The sequence below is a fragment of the Streptomyces sp. NPDC006739 genome, assembly GCF_042869815.1.
Lineage (GTDB): Bacteria > Actinomycetota > Actinomycetes > Streptomycetales > Streptomycetaceae > Streptomyces.
Map to the genome: position 1 here is coordinate 48814 of NZ_JBIAGM010000003.1, position 16174 is coordinate 64987.

Sequence of the window (16174 nt, forward strand, 5' to 3'; positions counted from 1 at the left end):
CTCGACGCGGGCGCCGTCACCTGACGCGTATCTCGGCGATCTGCAGCCGGTGCAGGGTCGGCTCGTCGGACGCCGGTGTCCCGAGCTTGGTGGCGCGCAGGCGCAGGTACCGGCCCGTGGCCCCCGTGAGGGTGTAGGTCTGCGCCGCACCGGCCGGATCGGCCTGACCGGTGACGGTACGGACGGTGGTGTACGACGTGGAGCCGTCGGCGCGGGTCTGGAGGGCGAAGTCGACGGGGAAACCCGCCGTACCGCCGCCGGTTCCGGCGGTGTCCGTGCGCGGGTAGAGCGTGACCGAGCCGACGGACCGGTCCGCGCCCAGGTCGACCTCGATCCACAGCGGTGTCGCGCTGACGTCGGCGGAGGGGAAGTCGATGCTGGTGAACCCCTTGGCTCCGGTCACGCTCGTGGTGGTGCCGTCCAGCACCCGGGTCTTGCCCCAGTCGCCGTTCTCCAGGGTGTAGTCGGCGGTGACGGTGGTCGCCGCGGTGGGAACGGTCAGTTCCGCCAGTTGCAAGCGGTACTTGGCGGACTCGTCGGAGGCGGGGGCGCCGAGTCTCGTGGCCTGGAGGCGGACGTAGCGGGCGGTGGTGGTCCGGAAGCCGTACGTCTGCACCAGCCCGGCCGGATCGGGTTCGGCGGTGACGGTGCGCACGGTGGTGTAGCCGCTGGATCCGTCACGCCGGACCTGGAGACTGAAGTCGACGGGGAAGCCGGCGGTGCCGCCGCCGGCGGCCGGGGTGTCGGTGCGCGGGAAGAGGCGGACGGCGTCGACGTCGGTGTCCGCCCCGAGGTCGATCTCGACCCAGACGGGATTCGCGCCGACGTCGGCGGAGGGGAAGTCGTTGCTGGTGTAGCCCTTGGCGCCGGTCACGCTCGCGAGCTTGCCGTCGGTGAGCCGGCTCTTGCCCCAATCCGCGTTCTCCAGGCTGTTGTTGCTGCTGACGGACCTGCCCAGGGCGAGGTTGTCCAGACGGCCTGCGCCGGTGACGGTGAACGTCCAGGCACCGGGCTGGACGGTGAAGTAGACGTAGGAGGAGTCCTTGCCCGCATACGTCAGACCGCTCACGTTCCCGGTCGAAGAGCCGCCGCTGTACACGGTGGTGCCGTTCGCGCCGATCACCGGCCGCGCTCCGCCGTAGGTGGGCACGCCCACTCGGGCCGTGGTCCCGCTGGGCGAGGTCAGTGTCAGCGTCACCTTGTCGGCGGCACGGGTGACGCCGAGGCGGATGTCGCCCTTGACGGTGGGCGTCACCGTGGTGATGTTCGTGAGGGTGCCGGTCTGCGGGGTGACGTCGTACGTCTCCCAGCCGGGCTTGGTGGGACGCGCGCCGGCCGCATAGGCGGACAGGGCGTAGAGCGGGCCGCCGTTCCAGGCGTGGTTGTCGGTGCCGTCGGCCTTGGTCCACACCTCCCACAGGGTGTGGCAGGCCGGGTCGGCGACCTGCGCGGCGTACCGGTTGCGTATCCGCTCCTCGGCGACGACGGGCGCGCCCATGAGGTAGAGCGCTTCGAGGACGTAGAACTCCATGTACGGGCTGGCGTTGAGGTGGGTGCGCAGGACCTCGGTGACGGCCCGGTAGCGGGAGGCGGGGGCGAGGCCCGCGACGACGGCGAGGGCGTTGGCGCGGTCGTCGCTGTCCTTGGTGTAGCCGGGCGAGCGGTACTCGTTGCTCGTCGCGTTCCACAGGACGCGGTCGAAGTTGGCCGTGATGCTGTCTCGTTTGGCCTGCCATCCGGCGACGTCCGCGCCGTTGCCGCTCAGGCCGGCCAGGGTGATGGCCGTGCCGAGGGCCAGGTAGTACCAGCAGTTGTCCAGGACACGGGCGTCGATGTCGGACCCCCAGTCCTCCCAGTCCCAGTCCCCGGCCCGGTGGCTGACCAGGCCGTCGGCGTCCAGGGTCCACAGGTTCAGGTACTTCTTGACCGCCGGGTAGGCGCCGGTGACGGCGTCTGCGTTGCCGGTGTAGAGGTGGTACGTGCCGAAGGACCACACCGAGGCCAGCATCTGCACGGGCAGTTCGCTGGTCCAGATGACCGACGGGACCGGCGAGTACAGCGCCCCGTTGTCCTTCTGCCAGGCGGTCAGCTGGGCGATGGCCTTGGCGCCGAGCGCGTGGGAGCGGGTGTCGAAGGTGTAGAAGCCCTCCTTGAGCTGGTTGACCACGTCGCCCCACCACTGGGAGCGCTCGCGGGTGGGGCAGTCCATGTAGTTGTCCCGCATGTTGACGTACATCGTGCGGGCGGCCTTGGACCACAGGGTGTCCAGGAAGGCGTCACCGCTGCTGAACGACCCGGCGAAGTCGGTGTCGTAGCCCGATTCCCGGTACTGCAGGCCCAGAACGGTCACGCCCGTGGGGATCGTGTACTTCACCGCCGTGCCGCTCATCCAGGCCGGTGCCTCGAACTCCTGCACTCCGCTCGTGCAGACGTAGGTGGCGCGCATGTTGTAGGCGGTGCCGGGCTGGATGCCGGTCAGGCCCGCGCCGTCGTCGTAGTGATCGGTCTGCACGCCGATCACCGCGCCGGCCGGGGCGTCGACCTTCAGGTACGGGGTGACCTGGAGGTTGGACGGCAGGGTCGCCGAGATGGCGGTGGAGCCCTGGCCGGTGGACGGCAGCGAGGACGCGTTGGTGTAGGACTTCAGGCCCGAGAACCGGAACTGCGGGACCGGCCGCTGGACGAGTCCGTTCCAGGGGGCGGCGCCTGCCGCGCCGTAGTCGGTGGGCGCGCTCCAGGAGCCGTCGTCGAATCCCGGGGACTGCCAGCCGGACATGGCCGTGGCGTTGCGGGCGTCGTAGTAGACGTTGGACTCGGGCAGCCTGAAGTTGACCTGTGTGCCGCCGGTGTTGTTCGAGTAGCCGGGGTGGACGGTGTGCTTCCAGCCGGTGTCGCTGACCAGGCGGGTGGTGGTGGAGCCGGTGGTGACGTCGGACTGGAGGAGCAGACCGCCCTTGCCGCTGTCGTTGTGGGAGAAGCCCTGCTTGCCGAAGTACCACACCAGCAGGGCGATGGTGTTGGCGCCGCCGGTCAGGTAGGGGGCGAGGTCGATCTCGTCGTAGTAGGTGTCGGTGCGGTTGGGGCCGCGCTTGAGCTGGCCGTCGAAGACGACCAGCGTGCCGTTCACCCACAGCCAGTACTTCGAGTCGGCCGCGATCCGCGTCACCGCCTGCGCCGGTGCCGATGCCAGGGTGAGCGATCGGCGGAAGGCCACCCACTGGTTCGTCGAACTGGACGGCGCCCAGATCCACTTGGCGGTCCAGGAGACGGCGGCGGCCGCTCCGGTGGCCAGGCCGGGCAGGAGCAGGGAGCCCACGGTGGGAGCGAGGGCCACGGCTGTGGCGGAGCGCAGGATCGAGCGGCGGGAGATGTGCTGCATCGGGGGACCTCACTGACGGCGGCGCGAAGAGGCGGGGGTGGGCGGCTGGGACGGCTCTATTGAATCGATTCAAACGGTTGTTTGCAGGCGTGATGATTCGTCGTCGCGCGGTCGGGTGTCAAGAGTGCTGCGGCAGGTGATTCGCGCGGACGACGAAGGCCGCCCGGTCGTCACGCCGTTCGGACGTTCCACACCCGCGCCAGGTCGGCGACGTGATCGTCGTTCTGCCAGTTGCGGAAGCCGGGCAGGTCGCCGTCGGCTGCGCACTCACGGGTGTTCTGGGCGGTGGGCCGCCCGTTCATCTGCGGCACGCCGGCGCCGGGCCGGGCCGGGCATGCCGCGGATCGGGTGCAGGTTGTTGATCTGCACGGCGGCGGGGGTGGCCTGGTGGGACTGGTGGTGCCGGCCGGCCGCCCTGCGCCGGCGGCCTGGGTGTTGCCGTCCCGTACGGGGTGCGGCTCCCCCACGGGTGTGCTGTCCGGTCCACGGAAGCGTCCACGCCTGCCCCCCCAGCACCAGTCCGGGGCATCGGCCCCCGGCCTCGGTACCCCTCGGTCCGCTCGTGTGACACGGCGGGCGGCGCGCGGGGGCCGTCCGCCTCGCCCGCACGGTGGTTGTCCGGTGCGGGCGGGGCACTCGGGGGTCCTCGGGGGCCGTCACAGGGCCGTCGGGAGCTTTCGGAGCCGGAGGGACGTCATGGGAATCCTGGACATCTATCTGAACGATCACCTGGCCGGTGCGACGACCGGTACCGAGCTGGCCCGGCGCATGGCCGGGGAGCACGGCGACACCGAGCTGGGCGGCGAGCTGAAGACCCTGGCGGTGGAGATCTCGCGGGACCGGCAGCACCTGCTGCGGCTCCTGGGCGACCTGGACGTCGCCGTGAGCCGGTACAAGATGTACGGCGCCTGGCTGGGCGAGAAGATCGCACGGGCGAAGCCCAACGGACGGCTGCTGCGGCGCTCCCCGCTGACCCCGCTGGTCGAGCTGGAGGCGCTGCGGGTGGGGGTGCAGGGCAAGGCGTTGCTGTGGCGCGCCCTGCTCGCGGCCTCGGCCGGGGAACCGCGCCTGGACCCCGACTGGCTGCGGCAGCTGCTGGAGCGGGCGGAACAACAGCTCAGGACGCTGGACGCGCTGCACGCCAGGGCCGCGACCACGCTGTCCGCGGCACCGCCCCGGACGACGACGGACGCGCCGGGGTGAGGTGAGAGGCCCCCGCGCCACGGCCTGCTCGTACGCCGCGGGGCCTGCTGGTGCACCGCGGTTACGGCACTCCGGCGGAGCGCACGCCGACGTCGTACGGTTGCCAAGGCAACCGGCGCGCTCGCCATCCGTGGCCTCGGCAAGACCTCGGCGGCACGCCCGACGCGACCGCCCGCCCCGGGCGCCGCGGCCACCTCCGGGCACCGGCCGCGCACCCTCGGCCGACCCAGCCGGCCAGGCTCACGCGGCCGTGCTCAAAGCCTCGCGTTCCGTGATTTCGCCTGGCTTCGTCGATACGACCACCGGGTCGCAGGCGCGCCAGCCGCGGGTGATCAGGCCCGCGCCGATCACGGCGGCGACGAGGAGTCCGCCGGTGACGAGGGCGCCTCGGGTACCGGCCCACTCCATGAGCAGCCCCAGCGCCGGGGGGCCGGCGAGGCCCCACACCGTGCCGACGCCGCTCCACACGCCGAGGACTCGGCCGCGCAGATGAGCGGGCGGGTCGGTCTGCAGGACGGCCGTTCCGGCGGTGTCGGACACGGACTCGACGACGGCCATGGGCAGCACCAGCACCAGCAGCACGGCCAGCGACGGAGACAGGCCCGCCGCGGCCTGGAGGAGTCCCCCGGCGGCCGCCAGGATGCCCACGACCCGGACGGACGGGCGGTGCAGCCGGGCGCCGAGGACGGCTCCCAGGATGCCGCCGGCGGCCAGGACGGTGGAGACGATGCCGAAGGACCCGGCGCCGCCCGCGAGGGGACCGGTGACGAGTACGGCGAGGGTGAGGCCGTAGTTGCGGCCGAAGACGGTGCTGATCCCGGTGATCACCGCGAGCGCGACCAGGCGCGGCCGGCGTGCGAAGAAGACCAGCCCCTCGCGCACGGTCGTCCCGTCCGCCGTGGCCGTCCGCCGCCCGCTCGGCACCGCGGCCGGTGCGACGGCGCCGGGCGCCGGGCGCAGGAACGGGATGACCGAGGCCACGAACAGGAACGACAGCGCGTTGGCGGCGTAGGCGGCGGCCGTGCCGAGGAACGCGACCGTCACACCGGCCAGCGCGGTCCCCGCGAGCCGGCCGGCGCTGTGCACCAGCGCGCCCACCCCGATCGCGGAGGGGACGTCCCGCGCGGGGACCAGGTCGTTGCCGAGAAGGGCGCAGGCCGGCGCGTCGACGGTGGCGATCGTGCCGGTGACGGCGGCCAGCACCAGCAGGGACGTCATGTCCAGCCGGCCCAGCGACACCAGCACGGCCGTGGCCAGGGCGACCGCGCCCAGCAGGACCTGGCTGACGGCGGCCGTGAGCTTGCGCGGCCAGCGGTCGACGGCGGCCCCGCCGGCCAGGCTCATCAGGAGGGCGGGCGCGGCCTGCACCGACATGGACAGGCCGGTGGCGGCGGCGGAGCCGGTGATCTGGAGCACTAGCAGGTTCTGCACGGTCAGCTGCATCCAGGTGCCGGTGTTGGACACGAGGTTGGCGACGGACCACCAGCGCATGCTGCGGTACCTCAGGGACCGCCAGGGCGAGCGCGACGAGCCCGTGGGGGGCGCCGGGGCGTGACCCGGGGCGGAGGCGGCAGCGGACGCGGCGGACGGTCGTGCTGGCGATGCGGTAGACACAGTGCGGTACCCGAGGGGCGAGGCGGCGGGGAGGACGGCGGAACCGAGGAACGCCGGCTGCACTGCACGGCCGCTCCACCGAGTCGTCACGGCGAGTCGGTTACGGCGCAGACCATCGTGGCAGACGGTCCCCGCGAGCCGGTGACCGTCCGTGCCCGCCGGCTCCTCCCGTCGGCCCCAAATCCCCTGGCCGTCAGGGTGCTTGCGGGGCCGAGTGCGGTTGCTCACAGGGCCCTGACCTGCGGGCCGAAGTCGCGAATCGGTCGATATCGACTCAAACTAGTCATCAATGCTTGAAACGTACTGACACGGGCACCCGTTTCAGCGCCGTCGGGACAACGACGGCCGCCAGGCCGGTCCGGCTGATCACCGGGACCGTACGTCCTGCACCTTCCCGCCCCTCCATCCCCCAGCCCCCGCCCCCATCAGGCCCTTCGCGCCGTTTCCGGGCGCGTCCGCGCGGCTGAAGGAGTCCCATGAGTGATGCGAGCCCCCGTGTGTCGTGGCACCGGGCCGCGGTGACCGGCGGTGCCGGTTTCCTCGGCAGTCACCTGTGCGAGCGCCTGCTGGATTCGGGTGTCGAAGTCGACTGTGTGGACAACCTGCTCTCCGGAGCGCGGGCGAACGTCGCCCACCTGGAGGGCCGCCCCGGCTTCCGGTTCGTCGAGTGCGACGTGTCGGCCCCCGACTGCCCCGGGCCCCTTCCCGGGCCCTATGACCTGGTCCTGCACTTCGCGTGCTGTGCGTCACCGGCCGACTATCTGCGGCTGCCGCTGGAGACCCTGGACGCCGGCAGCCTCGGCACCCGCGCCATGCTGGCCGTGGCGGAGCGCGACGGGGCCCGGTTCCTGCTGGCGTCGACGTCCGAGGTGTACGGCGATCCCCTGGTGCACCCGCAGCGCGAGGACTACTGGGGCAACGTGAACCCGGTGGGCCCGCGCAGCGTGTACGACGAGTCCAAACGGTTCGCGGAGGCGCTGGTCACCGCCCATGTGCGGACCCGCGACGCGAACGCGGGCATCGTGCGCCTGTTCAACACCTACGGGCCGCGCATGCGGGCGCACGACGGCCGCGCCGTGCCCACCTTCGTCTGCCAGGCACTGGCCGGTGAGCCCCTGACGGTGGCCGGTGACGGCCGGCAGACGCGCTGCCTGTGCTACGTGGACGACACGGTCGACGGGGTGCTGTCGGTGGCCGGGAGTCATTCCGTGCGCCCCGTGAACATCGGCGGTACCGACGAGGTCACGGTCGGCGACATCGCCCGCCGGGTGGTGGAGCTGACGGGCTCGTCCTCGTCCATCGAGTTCGTCGACCGGCCCGTCGACGATCCCCAGCGGCGGCGCCCGGACACCGGACTGGCCCGGGAACTGCTCGGCTGGGAGCCGAAGGTGCCCTGGGAGGAGGGGATCAAGCAGACCATCGCCTACTTCGCCGCGACCCGGCCGGCCGGCGAACCGGCGCCGTAGTCCCCCTGAGCCCCCCGCCGCTACGGAGGCACCGCATGCGCGTCCTGGGAATCAACGCCCTCTTCCACGACCCCGCCGCCGCCCTGGTCATGGACGGCCGGGTCGTGGCCGCGGCGGAGGAGGAACGCTTCAGCCGTCGTAAGCACGGCAAGCGGCCCGTCCCCTTCTCCGCGTGGGAACTGCCCGAGCTCTCCGCCCGGTGGTGCCTGGAGCGGGCCGGGCTCAGCCCGTCCGAACTCGACGCGGTCGCCTATTCCTACGACCCCGAACTCGCCCGTCCAGCCGACCAGTTGGACCTCGACGACCCCTGGGACCACCTCCGCCAGGAGTACGCGCGCAGGGCCCCCGGATTCCTGGCCGAGGCCCTCCCCGGCCTCGACCCCGCCAAGGTCCGCTTCGTCGCGCACCACGTCGCCCACGCCGCCTCGGCGGGCCAGGCCTCCCCGTACCCGGACTGCGCGGTCCTCGTCCTGGACGGCCGGGGCGAGTGCGGTTCCCATCTCGCCGGCCGCTACGCGAACCGCGAACTCACCGTGCTGGCCACGCAGTCGCTGCCCGACTCCCTGGGCCTGTTCTACGAGGACCTCACCCAGCACCTCGGATTCCTGCGCAGCAGCGACGAGTTCAAGGTGATGGCGCTGGCCTCGTACGGCAGGCCGCGTTTCCTCGACGTCCTGCGCGAGTACGTCCGCCCGGCCGGCCGGGGCGGGTTCCGGGCCCGGCCGGTCCCCTGGTCGCTGCTGGTGCCGGCGCGGGCACCCGGCGCCGGCTGGACCCGGGACCACGCCGATCTGGCCGCGAGCGCCCAGGCCTGTCTGGAGGAGGTCCTGCTGGGCCTGGCGCGGTGGCTGCACGAACGGACCGGTGAGAGGGTGCTGACGCTCGCCGGCGGGGTGGCGCTGAACTGTGTGGCCAACACCCGGCTGCACCGGGACGGGCCGTTCGAACGGATCTGGGTGCAGCCCGCCGCCGGGGACGCGGGCACGGCGCTCGGCGCCGCCTACCACGTCGCGAGCGCCAAGGAGACCGTGGACGCCATGCCGACCGCGGCGCTCGGCCGCGGCTGGAGCGACGCCGAACTGCGGGCCTGGCTGGAGCGGGCGGCCGTACCCTACGAGGAGCCCGGCGACATCGCCGAGACGGTGGCCGAGGAGCTGGCCTCGGACGGCATCGTGGCGTGGTTCCAGGGGCGCGGTGAGTACGGCCCCCGGGCGCTCGGGCACCGCTCGCTGCTCGCCCATCCGGGGCGCGCCGGGAACCTGGAACGGCTCAACGCCGTGAAGGGACGCGAGGAGTTCCGTCCCGTCGCCCCCATGGTGCTGGCGGAACGGGCCGCCGAGCTGTTCGACGGGCCGCTGCCCAGCCCCTACATGCTGTTCGTGCACGACGTCGCCGACGCCTGGCGGGAGCGGATCCCGGCGGTGGTCCACGTGGACGGCACGGCCCGGATCCAGACCGTGGACCGGGCCGAGGAGCCGCTGGTGGCCCGGATGATCGACGGCTTCGAGCGCCGTACGGGACTGCCCGTGGTGGTCAACACCAGTCTGAACACCGCCGGCCGGCCGATGGTCGACGACCCCCGGGACGCCCTGGAGTGCTTCGGGTCAGCCCCGGTGGACCTGCTCGCGCTCGGGCCGTTCGCGGTGCGCCGTGCGGAGGTGTTCGCATGACCCACGCCACCGCCTACTCCGTGGTGATCCCGACGATCGGCCGGGACTGCCTCGCCGACTGTCTGCGCGCGCTCGCCGCGGCCCAGGACGGCCCCGCGCCCGAGGAGATCGTCGTGGTCGACGACCGCCCCCGTCCCGTCGGGGAGTTGCCGCTGGACGCGGCCGGGATGCTGCGCGACCGGGTGCGCACCCTGCGGACCGGCGGACGGGGACCGGCGGCCGCCCGCAACGCGGGCTGGCGCACCGTCACCACGCCCTGGACCGTCTTCCTCGACGACGACGTGCAGGTGCTGCCGGACTGGTCCCGGCTGCTCGCCGACGACCTCGCCTCGGCCGGCCCGGACACGGGCGGCAGCCAGGGGCGGCTGACCGTCCCGCTCCCCGGGGACCGCAGGCCGACGGACTGGGAGCGGGGCACGGCCGGTCTGGAGCACGCCGCCTGGGCCACCGCCGACATGGCCTACCGCACGGTGGCGCTGGCCGGGGCCGGCGGCTTCGACGAGCGGTTCCGGCGGGCCTTCCGGGAGGACGCCGACCTCGCCCTGCGGGTGCGGGGCGCGGGCTGGCGGCTGGTGCGGGGCCGGCGGACGACCCGCCACCCGGTGCGCGCGGCGGACCGCTGGGTGTCGGTGCGGGCCCAGCGCGGCAACGCCGACGACGTCCTGATGACCCGTCTGCACGGCCGCGACTGGTGGCGGCGCGCCGAGGCGCCCCGTGGCCGGCTCCCCGCGCACACGCTCGTCACCGCGGCCGCGCTCACCGCGGTCGGCTGCGCGGTGACCGGCCGGCGCCGGGCCGCGGCCGTCGCCGGCGCCGGGTGGGCGCTGGGCACCGCCGAGTTCGCGCTGGCCCGTATCGGGCCGGGCCCGCGCACCGGGACCGAGATCACCACCATGCTCGCCACCAGCGTGCTCATCCCGCCGCTGGCGGTCCGCCACTGGCTCGCCGGCCTCGTGCGCCACCGCCGTGCCACCCCGCTCGGGACCGTCACCGCCACCGGTGCGCCGGGGACGGTGTCCCTCGCCGCCGCCCCGCTCGGGAGCCCCCGGTGAACCGGGCCGCCGCCGTCCTCTTCGACCGCGACGGCACCCTCGTCGAGGACGTCCCCTACAACGGCGACCCCGACCGGGTACGGCCGCTGCCCGCCGCCCGGGCCGCCCTGGACCTGCTGCGCGCCCGGGGCATCGCCACCGGTGTGGTCAGCAACCAGTCGGGCATCGGCCGCGGACTGCTCACGGACGACCAGGTCCGGCGGGTGAACCGGCGTGCGGACGCGCTGCTCGGCGGCCTCGGCACCTGGGTCTACTGCCCGCACGCCCCCGACGCCCGCTGCGACTGCCGCAAGCCCCGCCCGGGACTGGTGATCGAGGCGGCCCGCCGCCTCGGCGTGGCACCGTGCGACTGCGTGGTCGTCGGGGACATCGCGGCCGACGTGCTGGCCGCCCGGGCGGCGGGCGCGCGGGGCGTGCTGGTGCCCACCGCGGCGACTTTGCCCGAGGAGATCGAGGCCGCGCCCCGCACCGCTCCCGACCTGCTCGCCGCGGTGCGCTTGATCCTCCTGGACGGTGAGCGGCCGTGAGGACCCTGGTCGTACGGCTCGACAGCTTCGGCGACGTCCTGCTCGCCGGGCCCGCCATCCGCGCGGTCGCCGCGCACAGCTCCCGGGTGACCCTGCTCTGCGGCCCGCTCGGCGAACCGGCCGCCCACCTGCTGCCGGGCGTCGACCAGGTCATCGTGTGGGCCGCGCCCTGGGAGGGGTTCGAGGGGCCGTCGGTGGCGGAGGCGGACGTCGACGGCCTGGTGCGCCGGCTGCGGGACGCCGCGTTCGACACCGCGCTCGTCCTCGCCTCCTCCCATCAGAGCCCGTTGCCGACGGCTCTGGTGCTGCGGCTGGCGGGCGTGCCGAGGATCGGCGCCGACAGCGTCGACCACCCCGGCCGCCTGCTCGACGTACGGCACCGGCGGCTGCCCGGCCGGCACGAGGCCGAGGCCGCGCTCGACACGGCCGCCGCGCTGGGTTTCGCGCCGCCGCCCGGGGACGACGGCCGGCTGCGGGTCCTGCCGCCGCCGGACACCGTCGCGCTGACCGGCAACGGCCCTTACGTCGTGGTCCACCCCGGCGCCAGCGCGCCCGCCCGGGCGTGGAGTCCCGGACGGTGCGCCGAGGCCGTCGCGCTGCTCGCCGAGGCGGGGCACCGGGTCGTCGTCACCGGCGGCCCCGGCGAGCGGGAACTGACCCGGCTGGTGAGCGGGGACACGGCGGTGGACCTGGGCGGCCGGACCGACCCGCGCACCCTGGCGGGCGTGCTGCGCGCGGCCGACGTCGTGGTGAGCGGCAACACCGGTCCGGCGCATCTTTCCGCCGCCGTGGGCACCCCGGTCGTGTCCCTGTTCGCGCCCGTCGTGCCGGCCGAGCGGTGGGCGCCGTACGGGGTGCCGTGCGTGGTCCTCGGCGACCAGTACGCGCCGTGCGCCGGCAGCCGGGCGCGGCGGTGTCCGGTGCCCGGTCATCCCTGTCTGGAGGAGGTCACCGGGCACGACGTGGTGGCGGCCGTCCACAAGCTGCTCGAGGAGCGCTCATGAACATCCTGGTCTGGCATGTGCACGGTTCGTGGCTGACCTCGTTCGTCCAGGGACCCTACGACTTCCTCGTCCCGGTGACACCGGACCGGGGACCGGACGGGCTGGGCCGGGCCAGAACCTGGCAATGGCCGCCCTCGGTACGGGAGTTGGGTCCGGAGCAGCTGAGGGAGGCCCCCATCGACCTGATGGTGCTGCAACGGCCGCACGAACTGGCCCTGGCCCGGCGGTGGACGGGCCGACGGCCCGGCACCGACGTGCCCGCCGTGTACGTCGAGCACAACAGCCCGCACGAGTCGGCCGTCGGCACCCGGCACCCGCTCGCCGACCGCACCGACATCCCGCTCGTGCACGTCACCCACTTCAACCGGCTGATGTGGGACAACGGCCGGGCGCCGACCGAGGTGATCGAGCACGGCGTCATCGACCCGGGCCCGCTGTGGACCGGCGAGGAGCCGCGGGCGGCCGTCGTCGTCAACGACCCCGTGCGACGCGGCCGTACGACCGGCACGGACCTGCTGCCGGCCTTCGCGCGCACGGTCCCGCTGGACGTCTTCGGCATGCGCACCGAAGGACTCGACCGCCACCTGGGGCTGCCCCCCGGCCGCTGCCGCGGCAGTGACCTGCCCCAGGCCGAACTGCACCCGGCGATGGCCCGCCGCCGTCTGTACCTGCACCCGGTGCGGTGGACCTCGCTCGGACTCTCCCTGCTGGAGGCGATGTTCCTGGGGATGCCCGTGGTCGCGCTGGACACGACCGAGGTCCGGGAGGCCGTGCCCGAGGGGGCGGGGGTGGTCTCCAACCGCTTCGACGTACTGGAGGACGCCGTCCGCCGGTTCCTCGCCGACCCCGTCCACGCCCGGCGGACCGGCGAGGCCGCCCGGGCCGCGGCACAGGCCCGCTACTCGGAACGCCGTTTCCGGGACGACTGGGAACGTCTGATCAAGGAGGTCGCCCCATGAGCCGCAGCCATCGGCCGGCCGGCCGCGTCGCCATGGTCTCCGAGCACGCCAGCCCGCTGGCCGAGCTCGGCGGCCCGGACGCGGGCGGCCAGAACGTGTACGTGGCCCAGCTCGCCCGGCAGTTGGCCCACCGGAGCCATGAGGTCGTCGTCTACACCCGGCGTGACGACCCCCGGCTGCCGGACCGGGTGGTGACGGACGACGGCGTGCAGGTCGTGCATGTGCCCGCCGGACCGCCGGCGCCGATCCCGAAGGACGAACTCCTGCCGTACATGCCGGAGTTCGGGGCGTGGCTGGGGCGCAGGTGGGCGGCCGAGCCGCCCGACGTGGTGCACGCCCACTTCTGGATGTCCGGCATGGCGGCGGTGGCCGGGGCGCGCGCCCTGGGCCTGCCCGTGGTGCAGACCTACCACGCCCTCGGCACGGTGAAGAGACGTCACCAGGGCGCCGCCGACACCAGCCCGCGCGAACGGATCTCGATCGAGACGGCCGTGGGGCGGGAGTGCGCGGGCATCATCGCGACCTGCGAGGACGAGGTGGCCGAGCTGGTGGCGATGGGGTTGCCCCGCCGGCAGGTGCACGTCGTGCCCTGCGGGGTGGACCCGGAGCAGTTCGCGCCGGTCGCGGGAGCCCGGCGGGCCCCCTCGTCGCCCCGCCGGCTGCTCACCGTCGGCCGGCTCGTGCCCCGCAAGGGCTTCGACCGGGCGATTCGCGCCCTCGCCGGTGTCCCCGACGCCGAACTCCTCGTCGCCGGAGGACCCGAACCGGCCCTGCTCGGCGCCGAACCGGAGGCGGAGCGGCTGTGGGCGACCGCCGAGGAGTGCGCGGTGGCCGACCGGGTGACACTGCTCGGCGGGGTGAGCCGGTCGCTGATGCCCCGGCTGATGTCCGGCGCCGACCTCGTCCTGTCCGTGCCCCGCTACGAGCCGTTCGGCATCGTCCCCGTCGAGGCCATGGCCTGCTGCGCGCCGGTGCTGGCCACCGCCGTGGGCGGACAGCTGGACACCGTCGTGGACGGTGTCACCGGCGTCCTGGTGCCCTCCGACGAGGACCACGACCTCGCCGGGACCATCCGCGGGCTGCTCGACGACCCGGTGCGCCTCGGCCGGTACGGCGCCGCCGGCCGGCGCCGGGTCCTGGCGCACTACACCTGGGACCGGGTGGCCGACGCGGTGCTCCGGGTCTACGGCGCCGTGTCCCGTGTCCCCGCGCTCTCGGGAGCCGTCCGATGAAACTCGCCACCGACGCCACACACTGCGACGACCTGATGAAGGCACTCGACGGATTCCGCCGGTACGCCTCCCCGGTGCTGCGGCGCTGGGGGACGGGCCTTGCGGACCGGCTGGGCACGGGCGCCCGGCTGCTCGTCGCGGGCAACGGCGGCAGCGCGGCCCAGGCCCAGCACCTGACCGCCGAGCTGGTGGGCCGTTACCGCGACGACCGGCCGCCGTTCTCCGCGCTCGCGCTGCACGCCGACACCTCCTCGACCACCGCCATCGCCAACGACTACGGCGTCCAGGAGATCTTCGCCCGGCAGGTCGCCGCGCACGGCCGGGCCGGCGATGTGCTGATGCTGCTGTCCACCAGCGGCGCCAGCGCCAACCTGCTCGTCGCCGCGAACCGGGCCCGGCGCCTCGGCCTGACCGTCTGGGCGCTGACCGGCCCGGCGCCCAACCCGCTGGCCGGAGCCGGGGACGAGGCACTGTGCGTGGACGCGGCGACCGCCGCGACGGTCCAGGAACTCCATCTGGTGGCGGTGCACATGCTCTGCGAGTCCTTCGACGAGGCCGCCGGCCGGCTCCGGCCGTCCGTGGACCACCGGTGGACCGGGGCCGTGACGCGGGGGGACGGCCGATGAGGACCCCGGTCCCGCTGCTGGTCGTCGGGGACGCGCTGCTCGACCACGACCTGTGCGGCCGCGCCGAACGCCTGGCTCCCGACGCGCCCGTGCCGGTGGTCAGCGGGGCCCGGCGCACGTCCCGGCCCGGCGGGGCGGCCCTCGCGGCCTGCCTGGCCGCCGCCGACGGCCGGCCGGTCACCCTCGTCACCGCGCTGGGCGACGACGAGGCCAGCGCAACCCTGGCCCGGCTGCTGGCCGGACGGGTGCGTCTCGTACGGCTGCCGCTGACCGGCGCGCTGTCCAGCAAGACCCGGATCCTCGCGCAGGGCAGGCCGCTGCTGCGCCTGGACGACGGCGAGGGCCGGGCGGCGCAGGCGACGCGGGAGGCGTGCCGGGCGGTCGCCGAGGCGTCCGCCGTCCTGGTCGCCGACTACGGCCGGGGCACGGCAGACGTCCTGCGCGAGGCACTGACCGGGGCGGCGGCGCGGGTGCCCGTCGTCTGGGACCCGCACCCGCGCGGAAGCCCGCCCGTGCCGGGCGTGCGGCTGGTCACGCCGTCCACGGCCGAGGCACGGTCCTTCGCCGCCCGACCGGGCGCCTTCGCCGCCCGACCGGACACCGGCACGGCCGGGCAGGGCGGGAGCGGCGGCGGGCTGCAGGGTGCCGCCCGGGACGCGGGCGCGCTCGTGCGGGTCTGGCGGGCGGCCTCGGTGGCCGTCACGCTGGGCGGCCGGGGCGCGCTGCTGTCGCACGGGGAGACGCCGCTGCTGGTGCCGTCGCCGGCCACCGCCGAGGGTGACGCCTGCGGCGCCGGTGACCGGTTCGCGGCGACGGCGGCCGGACGGCTCGCGGACGGTGAGCTGACCGAGACCGCCGTACGGGCCGCCGTGCACGCCGCCACCCGGTACGTCACCGAGGGCGGGGTGCGCTCGCTCCCGGAAGGGGCCGCGCCGCCCCCGGACCGGCCGGCCGGCCGGGAACCGGCGGACGACGCCCTGCGGACGGCCGCCCGGGTCCGGGCCGCCGGCGGGTCCGTCGTCGCCGCCGGCGGCTGCTTCGACCTGCTGCACGCCGGTCATGTGGCCCTGCTGCAGGCCGCCCGACGGGCCGGGGACTGTCTGGTGGTGTGCGTCAACTCGGACGCGTCGGTGCGCCGCCGCAAGGGCGACGGCCGGCCCCTGGTCCCACTGCGCGACCGGGTCCGGGTGCTGCGCGCCCTGGAGTGCGTCGACGCGGTCGCCGTGTTCGAGGAGGACACGCCCGAACGGCTGCTCGGCGAACTGCGGCCGGACATCTGGGCCAAGGGCGGCGACTACGCCCTCGCCCGGCTGCCGGAGGCGTCGCTGGTGGAGAGCTGGGGCGGGCAGGTCGTGCTGTTCCCCTACCTGGACGGCCGCTCCACCACCGGCATCGCGCGGCGGGCCGCCTCGGCCCCACGACCGCGGTGACGGTGCCGGTGA

Annotated in this window: 12 protein-coding genes and 1 pseudogene; 10 read left to right on the forward strand and 3 right to left on the reverse strand. The window is 74.6% G+C overall.

Annotated features, from left to right (window positions below):
* Positions 1-16: 16 nt before the first annotated feature.
* Both ACFYMM_RS06795 and ACFYMM_RS06800 read right to left on the reverse strand, forming a co-directional pair.
* Positions 17-3379: a discoidin domain-containing protein gene (locus ACFYMM_RS06795; protein WP_388384609.1), complete on the reverse strand. Its 3363-nt coding sequence runs from the start codon at positions 3377-3379 to the stop codon at positions 17-19.
* Between the two features lie 182 nt (positions 3380-3561).
* Positions 3562-3778, reverse strand: a pseudogene (locus ACFYMM_RS06800) (hypothetical protein); the annotation flags it as partial.
* A gap of 297 nt (positions 3779-4075) precedes the next feature.
* Between ACFYMM_RS06800 and ACFYMM_RS06805 the strand changes: the two are divergent.
* Positions 4076-4582, forward strand: coding sequence for a hypothetical protein (locus ACFYMM_RS06805; RefSeq protein ID WP_388384611.1), 507 nt, complete (start codon positions 4076-4078; stop codon positions 4580-4582).
* Positions 4583-4822: 240 nt separating this feature from the next.
* Here the strand turns inward: ACFYMM_RS06805 and ACFYMM_RS06810 are convergent, their stop codons facing one another.
* Positions 4823-6073 carry an MFS transporter gene (locus tag ACFYMM_RS06810; RefSeq protein WP_388384612.1) on the reverse strand — a complete coding sequence of 417 codons (1251 nt, stop codon included), beginning with the start codon at positions 6071-6073 and terminating at the stop codon, positions 4823-4825.
* A 599-nt stretch (positions 6074-6672) separates the two neighbouring features.
* On the opposite strand from ACFYMM_RS06810, the gene ACFYMM_RS06815 reads away from it, so the two are divergent.
* From ACFYMM_RS06815 to rfaE2, 9 genes are read left to right on the forward strand one after another with little or no spacing between them, the layout of a single operon-like run.
* Positions 6673-7662, forward strand: coding sequence for an NAD-dependent epimerase/dehydratase family protein (locus ACFYMM_RS06815; protein WP_388384614.1), 990 nt, complete (start codon positions 6673-6675; stop codon positions 7660-7662).
* Between the two features lie 35 nt (positions 7663-7697).
* Positions 7698-9332, forward strand: a complete 1635-nt coding sequence (locus ACFYMM_RS06820; RefSeq protein ID WP_388384616.1) for a carbamoyltransferase — start codon at positions 7698-7700, stop codon at positions 9330-9332.
* Complete coding sequence (locus ACFYMM_RS06825) at positions 9329-10384, forward strand: glycosyltransferase family 2 protein (protein ID WP_388384618.1); 1056 nt, start codon at positions 9329-9331, stop codon at positions 10382-10384. The genes ACFYMM_RS06820 and ACFYMM_RS06825 overlap by 4 nt, the downstream gene beginning before the upstream one ends.
* Entirely contained in the window at positions 10381-10911 is a 531-nt protein-coding gene (locus tag ACFYMM_RS06830) for a D-glycero-alpha-D-manno-heptose-1,7-bisphosphate 7-phosphatase (protein ID WP_388384621.1), read from the forward strand. The genes ACFYMM_RS06825 and ACFYMM_RS06830 overlap by 4 nt, the downstream gene beginning before the upstream one ends.
* Positions 10908-11915 carry a glycosyltransferase family 9 protein gene (locus tag ACFYMM_RS06835; RefSeq protein ID WP_388384623.1) on the forward strand — a complete coding sequence of 336 codons (1008 nt, stop codon included), beginning with the start codon at positions 10908-10910 and terminating at the stop codon, positions 11913-11915. The genes ACFYMM_RS06830 and ACFYMM_RS06835 overlap by 4 nt, the downstream gene beginning before the upstream one ends.
* Positions 11912-12874 (forward strand): glycosyltransferase, encoded by a 963-nt coding sequence (locus ACFYMM_RS06840; protein WP_388384625.1) that lies wholly within the window; start codon positions 11912-11914, stop codon positions 12872-12874. Before ACFYMM_RS06835 ends, ACFYMM_RS06840 begins: the two co-directional genes overlap by 4 nt.
* Complete coding sequence (locus ACFYMM_RS06845; RefSeq protein WP_388384627.1) at positions 12871-14106, forward strand: glycosyltransferase; 1236 nt, start codon at positions 12871-12873, stop codon at positions 14104-14106. The genes ACFYMM_RS06840 and ACFYMM_RS06845 overlap by 4 nt, the downstream gene beginning before the upstream one ends.
* Positions 14103-14732, forward strand: a complete 630-nt coding sequence (locus ACFYMM_RS06850) for an SIS domain-containing protein (protein WP_388384628.1) — start codon at positions 14103-14105, stop codon at positions 14730-14732. Before ACFYMM_RS06845 ends, ACFYMM_RS06850 begins: the two co-directional genes overlap by 4 nt.
* Positions 14729-16162 carry a D-glycero-beta-D-manno-heptose 1-phosphate adenylyltransferase gene (rfaE2, locus tag ACFYMM_RS06855; RefSeq protein WP_388384630.1) on the forward strand — a complete coding sequence of 478 codons (1434 nt, stop codon included), beginning with the start codon at positions 14729-14731 and terminating at the stop codon, positions 16160-16162. Before ACFYMM_RS06850 ends, rfaE2 begins: the two co-directional genes overlap by 4 nt.
* The last annotated feature ends 12 nt before the right edge of the window (positions 16163-16174 follow it).

Bases quoted from the DNA above. Each gene is read 5' to 3' on its own strand.
- rfaE2 (WP_388384630.1), top strand. From the start codon at position 14,729: ATGAGGACCCCGGTCCCGCTGCTGGTCGTCGGGGACGCGCTGCTCGAC.
- ACFYMM_RS06805 (WP_388384611.1), top strand. From the start codon at position 4,076: ATGGGAATCCTGGACATCTATCTGAACGATCACCTGGCCGGTGCGACG.
- ACFYMM_RS06810 (WP_388384612.1), bottom strand. From the start codon at position 6,073: ATGCGCTGGTGGTCCGTCGCCAACCTCGTGTCCAACACCGGCACCTGG.
- ACFYMM_RS06820 (WP_388384616.1), top strand. From the start codon at position 7,698: ATGCGCGTCCTGGGAATCAACGCCCTCTTCCACGACCCCGCCGCCGCC.
- ACFYMM_RS06815 (WP_388384614.1), top strand. From the start codon at position 6,673: ATGAGTGATGCGAGCCCCCGTGTGTCGTGGCACCGGGCCGCGGTGACC.
- ACFYMM_RS06825 (WP_388384618.1), top strand. From the start codon at position 9,329: ATGACCCACGCCACCGCCTACTCCGTGGTGATCCCGACGATCGGCCGG.
- ACFYMM_RS06850 (WP_388384628.1), top strand. From the start codon at position 14,103: ATGAAACTCGCCACCGACGCCACACACTGCGACGACCTGATGAAGGCA.
- ACFYMM_RS06845 (WP_388384627.1), top strand. From the start codon at position 12,871: ATGAGCCGCAGCCATCGGCCGGCCGGCCGCGTCGCCATGGTCTCCGAG.
- ACFYMM_RS06840 (WP_388384625.1), top strand. From the start codon at position 11,912: ATGAACATCCTGGTCTGGCATGTGCACGGTTCGTGGCTGACCTCGTTC.
- ACFYMM_RS06795 (WP_388384609.1), bottom strand. From the start codon at position 3,379: ATGCAGCACATCTCCCGCCGCTCGATCCTGCGCTCCGCCACAGCCGTG.